We start from the raw sequence: 6,301 nt of genomic DNA, 5'->3' as shown, positions 1-6,301 counted from the left end.
AGCTGGTCGTGAACAACGTCCAGTTCAAGGACGGCGAACCCTTGACCGATCAGTCAGACAGGACTGCCGCCTGACCGGCCATACACAGAATTTGACAATAACTCGCGAGGATGGCGAGGAAGGCTATCCCGGGCGATTGGAAACCGAAGTCATCTATACCCTGACCGATGATAATGAACTGGTGGTTGATTACCGGGCGGTGACCGATAAAGCCACTCCTGTGAACCTGACCCAGCACAGCTACTTCAACCTAAAAGGCGAGGGTAGCGATACCATTCTTGATCATCAGTTGATGATCAACGCCGCTGAGTTTACCCCGGTCAACGACAGCCTGATTCCCACTGGCGAGCTCCGCTCGGTAGATGGCACCCCTTTCGATTTTACCCAGGCGACACCCATGGGTGAACGCATCGAGCAAGACAACGAACAGCTCGCTTTCGGCGGCGGTTATGACCACAACTTTGTGCTCGCCCGCGATAGCGCTGGTGCAGAGGAACTCGTGGTGGCTGCCAAAGTGTGGGAGCCGCAAAGTGGGCGTATGGTGGAGATTTTGACGACCGAGCCAGGCATCCAATTCTATTCGGGTAACTTTCTTGCTGGAGACCTGACTGGCAAACAGGGCCAACTTTATCAGCACCGCTCGGGCTTTGCCCTGGAAACCCAGCACTATCCTGACTCTCCCAATCAGGACGCATTTCCCAGCACGATTCTAGCGCCCGGCGATACGTACCGCTCGCGTACAGTATACCGCTTTTCGGCACAGCAAGACTTTGGGGCATAGCCCCAATGGGGTCGTCATAAAAACTGAGATAGCCATAAAAACAACGCTAAAAACAGCAGGAGTATAACAATGAGATTGACAACAGCATTTAGCCGTTTAGCCCTGGGCAGCGCGATCATGTTGGCCTCTTTGGGCTCAGTGCAGGCGCAGGATGTGAAAATCGGCTTTATCGTCAAGCAGCCCGAACAGGCATGGTTTATCAACGAGCAGCGAGCGGCCACCGAGCGTGGTGAAGAGCTTGGATTCGACGTGGTGCGGATGAGTGGCAAGGATGGGCAGGAGGTGCTTAGCGCAATCGACAACCTCTACGCCCAAGGAGCCCAAGGATTTGTGATATGCCCTCCTGATGTACGCCTTGGGTCTGCCATCATGAACCGTGCCGAGCAGTACGGTATGAAGGTGATTACTGTAGATGATCAATTCGTGACCTCTAGTGGCGAGCCGATGGAAGGCGTACCGCACTTGGGGATGTCGGGCACCAGGATTGGTCAGCAGGTAGGCCAGGCAATCGCCGCTGAGATAGAAGCACGAGGTTGGAACCCTGAAGAAGTCGCCGCGCTGCGTATTACCAATAATGAGCTACCCACTGCCGTCGAGCGTACTGATGGCGCCACCCAAGCCTTGCTGGCATCAGGTTTTCCTGAAGCGAATATCTTCGATGCACCTCAACAGAGTACCGATACCTCCAGCGCATTCTCAGCTGCAGCGCCGATACTCTCCCAACGTGGAGAGTTTGCTCACTGGGTCATCTATGCCCTGAATGAGGAGAGCGTTCTGGGTGGGGTCAGAGCCACCGAGCAGTATGGCTTGGCAGCCGACAACGTGATCGGGGTGGGCATCAACGGTTCAGGCGCGGCCTTTGCCGAATTTTCCCGCAACAATCCCACAGGCTTTTACGGTACCGTGGCGGTCAGCTCCACCATGCATGGTCGCCAGACGGCCGAAGACCTCTACCTTTGGATTGCTGAAGATCAGGAGCCTCCGGCAAATACCGAAACTTCCGGCACGCTGATGACTCGCGACAATTGGGAAAAAGTGCGTGCGGCACTGGGTCTGTAACCCGCTAATGGCAGGAGTGCTCACATATGTCTGATCCATATCTACGCTTCGATGGGATTAGCGTTGTCTTTCCTGGTGTGCGGGCACTGGATGGTGTGAGCTTTGCCGCTCACGCTGGCCAGGTGCATGCGCTCATGGGAGAGAACGGAGCGGGTAAATCCACCCTGCTCAAGGTGCTGAGTGGCGTTAACCGCGTGGCGGAGGGTGCGCTATGGATCAATGGTCAGCGCCATGTGTTCGGTAACGCTCGCGAGGCACTTCGGGAAGGCGTCTCGATCATCTACCAGGAACTGACTCTCTCGCCCAATATGTCGGTGGCTGAGAACCTGTTACTGGGGCAGTTGCCCACGCGGAGTGGTTTTATTAACCGCCGCGAGTTACGGGAAAGGGCTTTAGCGATCCTCGCCGACCTAGGGGAAGGAAGCATCTATCCCTCCACCAAGGTACGCGAGCTTTCCATTGGCCAGCAGCAGATGATCGAAATTGGCCGAGCGCTGCTCCGCGACGCCAAAATCATCGCCTTCGATGAGCCCACCAGCAGTCTCTCCATCCAGGAAATCCGCCAGCTTAAGCGCATCGTCAATCGGCTGCGCGATGAAGGCCGGGTGGTACTCTACGTGACCCACCGCATGGAGGAAGTGTTTGAAATGTGCGATGCGGTGACCATCTTCCGTGACGGCAAGCATATCCGTACCCATGAGGACATGTCTGAGCTGAATCACGACCTGCTGGTTAGCGAAATGGTCGGCCGCGATATCGACGATGTGTACGGCTATCGCACCCGTGAGCAGGGCGATGTGGTCTTGAACGTAGAGGGCATCCAAGGGCGCGGCCTTAAAAAGCCGGTGAGCTTTGCCGTCAAACGCGGTGAAGTGTTTGGAATGTTTGGTTTGGTCGGCGCCGGGCGCAGTGAGCTACTGCGTTTGGTGTGCGGCGTTGAGTCACCCAAAGCGGGCACTGTGACCTTTAACGGCGAATCGCGGCGCTTCAAGAGCCCCGGTGAAGCTATCCGTGCCGGTATTGCCATGTGCCCGGAAGATCGCAAATCCCAAGGCATCTTTCCCGTCGCCAGCGTGGCCGACAACCTCAATATCAGTTGCCGACGCTTTTATAAACGCTGGGGCGTATTCCGTCATCCTGGTCGCGAACGGCGTAACGCAGAGTCTTATATCCGGCAGCTCAGTGTAAAAACGCCAGGGCCCCGGGCACCCATCGGCAAGCTCTCCGGGGGGAATCAGCAGAAGGTGATCCTGGCCCGCTGGCTCTCTGAAGAGATTGATCTGTTTGTGATGGATGAGCCGACACGTGGAATTGATGTGGGGGCGCGGCGGGATATTTACGCGCTGCTCTACGATTTGGCTGAGCAGGGTAAAAGCGTGGTGGTGATCTCCAGCGACCTTGCCGAAGTCAGCTCCATTTGCGACCGCATTGCCGTGATGCGTGACGGTGAGCTGGTGGAAGTGGTGTCACGGGAGTCGGCAACCCCCGAGCGCCTGTTGGGGCTGGCGCTGCCTGCCTAACTATAAATGGCCACTTTTCAGAACATAGGTTCAGGATATTAACCATGACAACCAATGATGTAACCCAAGGTGAATTACCTGCCTGTCCGGCGGGTCGGCAAGGGCTTGCCAAGCCGCTGCGCACGCTACTCGATACGTCTGGCCTGATTGCGATTTTCATACTGCTGTTTGTGTCGTTGTCGGTCTTTATTCCCGGCTTTCTGACTGGCCGCAATATGGTCGGGCTGCTGCTGTCGATCACTCTGATCGGCAGTTTGGCAACCACCATGATGCTGGTGCTGGCACTAGGTGAGGTGGATCTCTCGGTGGCTTCCACGGTGGCCTTTGCTGGTGTCGTTGCCGCTGTGGTGACCACGACTTCTGGAAGCGTATTTATCGGTGTGATGGGGGGCGTCCTGGCCGGTGGCACGGTGGGGGTTTTTAACGGTTTGGTGATCGCCAAGTTCGGAATCAACTCACTCATTGCGACCCTGGCCGCCATGGAGTTCGTGCGCGGGCTCGCCTACATCACCTCCGGCGGCGATGCGGTGATGATCACCGTGCCAGGCTTCTTTGATCTGGGCAGCGCCTCGTTTCTTGGCCTGACGCTACCAGTCTGGACCATGCTGGCCTGCTTTGTGATTTTTGGAGTAGTACTCAACATGACCGCCTTTGGCCGCAATGTGCTGGCGACAGGGGGAAACTCGGAAGCCGCTGCGCTGGCGGGGGTAAACGTCCGGCGCCTGAAAGTGATTGTCTTCGGCTTGCAGGGGGTCGTAGCGGGTGTTGTCGGGGTGCTACTGGCTTCACGCATGGGCTTGGGCGATCCCAACACCTCCATGGGGCTGGAACTGGCGGTTATCTCCGCCTGTGTGCTGGGTGGGGTGGCGTTATCGGGCGGTGTTGCCACCATCACCGGCGTTTTGGTGGGGGTGCTGATCATGGGCTGTGTCCAGAACGCCATGGGCCTGCTCAACGTCCCGACCTTTTACCAGTACTTGGTGCGCGGTGCGATTCTGCTGCTGGCGGTGATGTTTGACCGCTGGAAACAGACCCGTCGTCAGCGGGCCTGACGCTTAACGCTTTACTCCCTTTTTGCCACTTTATCCCGGTTAGTACGGAGACTTATTCATGTCTGATCGTCAGCGCCCATTACGCTCTGCACAGTGGTTTGGCACCACCGATAAAAACGGTTTTATGTACCGCAGTTGGATGAAAAACCAGGGTATTCCAGACCATGAGTTTCAGGGTAAGCCAATCATCGGTATTTGTAATACCTGGTCGGAATTGACCCCCTGCAATGCGCACTTTCGCAAATTGGCCGAGCACGTCAAGAAGGGCGTGTTGGAAGCCGGCGGCTACCCGGTGGAGTTTCCCGTCTTCTCTAACGGTGAGTCCAACCTGCGGCCCACGGCAATGTTTACCCGCAATTTAGCCAGTATGGATGTGGAAGAAGCCATTCGCGGTAACCCGATCGACGCAGTAGTGCTGCTGGTGGGCTGCGATAAAACTACCCCAGCGCTGCTGATGGGCGCAGCGAGCTGCGATATCCCTACGATTGTGGTATCGGGTGGGCCAATGCTCAACGGCAAACATAAAGGGCAGGATATTGGTTCCGGTACTGTGGTCTGGAAACTATCCGAGAAGGTTAAGGCCGGTGAGATTTCGTTGCACGACTTCATGGCCGCTGAGGCAGGCATGTCCCGTTCTGCCGGTACCTGTAACACCATGGGTACTGCCTCTACCATGGCTTGTATGGCGGAAGCATTGGGTACGTCGCTGCCCCATAACGCCGCGATTCCGGCGGTGGACTCGCGCCGCTACGTGCTGGCGCATCTCTCCGGTAACCGGATTGTCGAGATGGTAAATGAAGACCTACGGTTGTCTAAAATCCTCACAAAGGAAGCCTTCGATAACGCCATCCGCACTAATGCCGCCATCGGCGGTTCGACCAATGCGGTGATTCATCTCAAAGCCATCGCCGGGCGAATTGGTGTCGATCTCACCCTGGACGACTGGAGCCGTGTCGGCCGCGATACACCCACGGTGGTCGATTTGCAACCCTCAGGGCGCTTTCTGATGGAGGAGTTTTACTACGCCGGTGGCCTACCTGCCGTACTCAAACGCCTGGGTGACGCCGATCGACTACCCTTTAAAGAGGCGTTAACCGTCAACGGCAAAACCCTATGGGAGAACGTCCAGAACGCGCCGCTCTATAACGACGAGGTGATTCGCCCGCTGGATAACCCGCTCACAGCGGATGGTGGCATCTGCGTGGTGCAGGGCAATCTGGCACCCAACGGCGCGGTGCTAAAGCCCTCGGCAGCCACTGCCGAACTGATGCAGCACCGCGGTCGCGCGGTGGTATTCGAAGATTTCGATGACTACAAGGCACGCATCAACGACCCGGACTTGGAGGTGGAAGCTAACGATATTCTCGTCATGAAACACTGTGGGCCGCGGGGTTATCACGGCATGGCGGAAGTAGGTAATATGGGGCTGCCGCCCAAAATTCTCGCCCAAGGAATTAGCGATATGGTGCGCATTTCCGATGCTCGCATGAGTGGCACCGCTTATGGCACCGTCGTGCTTCATGTAGCACCCGAAGCTGCTGCTGGAGGCCCTTTGGCTGCGGTGCGCAACGGTGACTGGATTGAACTTGATTGTGCTGGCGGACGGCTGCATTTGGATATTAGCGACGAAGAGTTAGCATCGCGGCTTGCCGACAGCGACCCCACTGCTGCTTCAACATTGATTGCTAGCCAGGGAGGCTACCGCCAGCTTTATATTGAACGAGTGCTACAGGCCGATGAAGGCTGCGACTTCGACTTTCTGGTAGGTTGTCGAGGTGCTGACGTACCGCGACATTCGCACTAAAGTAATAACTTGATAGGATAGGGAGTGGTCACACTCCCTATTTATTTGTCGGGGGATATCTTGAGCTGTTATTCAATTAAGACGG

Annotated in this window: 5 protein-coding genes; all 5 read left to right on the top strand. The window is 56.5% G+C overall.

Annotated features, from left to right (window positions below; genetic code table 11):
- A partial coding sequence (locus IE091_RS17490) for an aldose epimerase family protein (protein WP_189464239.1) occupies positions 1 to 781 on the top strand: 781 nt, incomplete at its 5' end.
- Between the two features lie 69 nt (positions 782 to 850).
- Positions 851 to 1,840 (top strand): arabinose ABC transporter substrate-binding protein, encoded by a 990-nt coding sequence (locus IE091_RS17485; protein WP_189464238.1) that lies wholly within the window; start codon positions 851 to 853, stop codon positions 1,838 to 1,840.
- A 26-nt stretch (positions 1,841 to 1,866) separates the two neighbouring features.
- Positions 1,867 to 3,360, top strand: a complete 1,494-nt coding sequence (araG, locus tag IE091_RS17480) for an L-arabinose ABC transporter ATP-binding protein AraG (RefSeq protein WP_189464237.1) — start codon at positions 1,867 to 1,869, stop codon at positions 3,358 to 3,360.
- A gap of 44 nt (positions 3,361 to 3,404) precedes the next feature.
- Positions 3,405 to 4,412, top strand: coding sequence for an L-arabinose ABC transporter permease AraH (gene araH / locus IE091_RS17475; RefSeq protein WP_144980534.1), 1,008 nt, complete (start codon positions 3,405 to 3,407; stop codon positions 4,410 to 4,412).
- Between the two features lie 58 nt (positions 4,413 to 4,470).
- The gene (locus IE091_RS17470) at positions 4,471 to 6,216 is read left to right on the top strand and encodes an IlvD/Edd family dehydratase (protein WP_189464236.1); all 1,746 of its coding nucleotides are present in this window, start codon (positions 4,471 to 4,473) and stop codon (positions 6,214 to 6,216) included.
- The last annotated feature ends 85 nt before the right edge of the window (positions 6,217 to 6,301 follow it).

Source organism: Vreelandella hamiltonii (genome assembly GCF_014651775.1).
Lineage (GTDB): Bacteria > Pseudomonadota > Gammaproteobacteria > Pseudomonadales > Halomonadaceae > Vreelandella > Vreelandella hamiltonii.
Note: the sequence above shows the minus strand (reverse complement) of the source record. Positions and strands in the feature narration are given on the sequence as shown.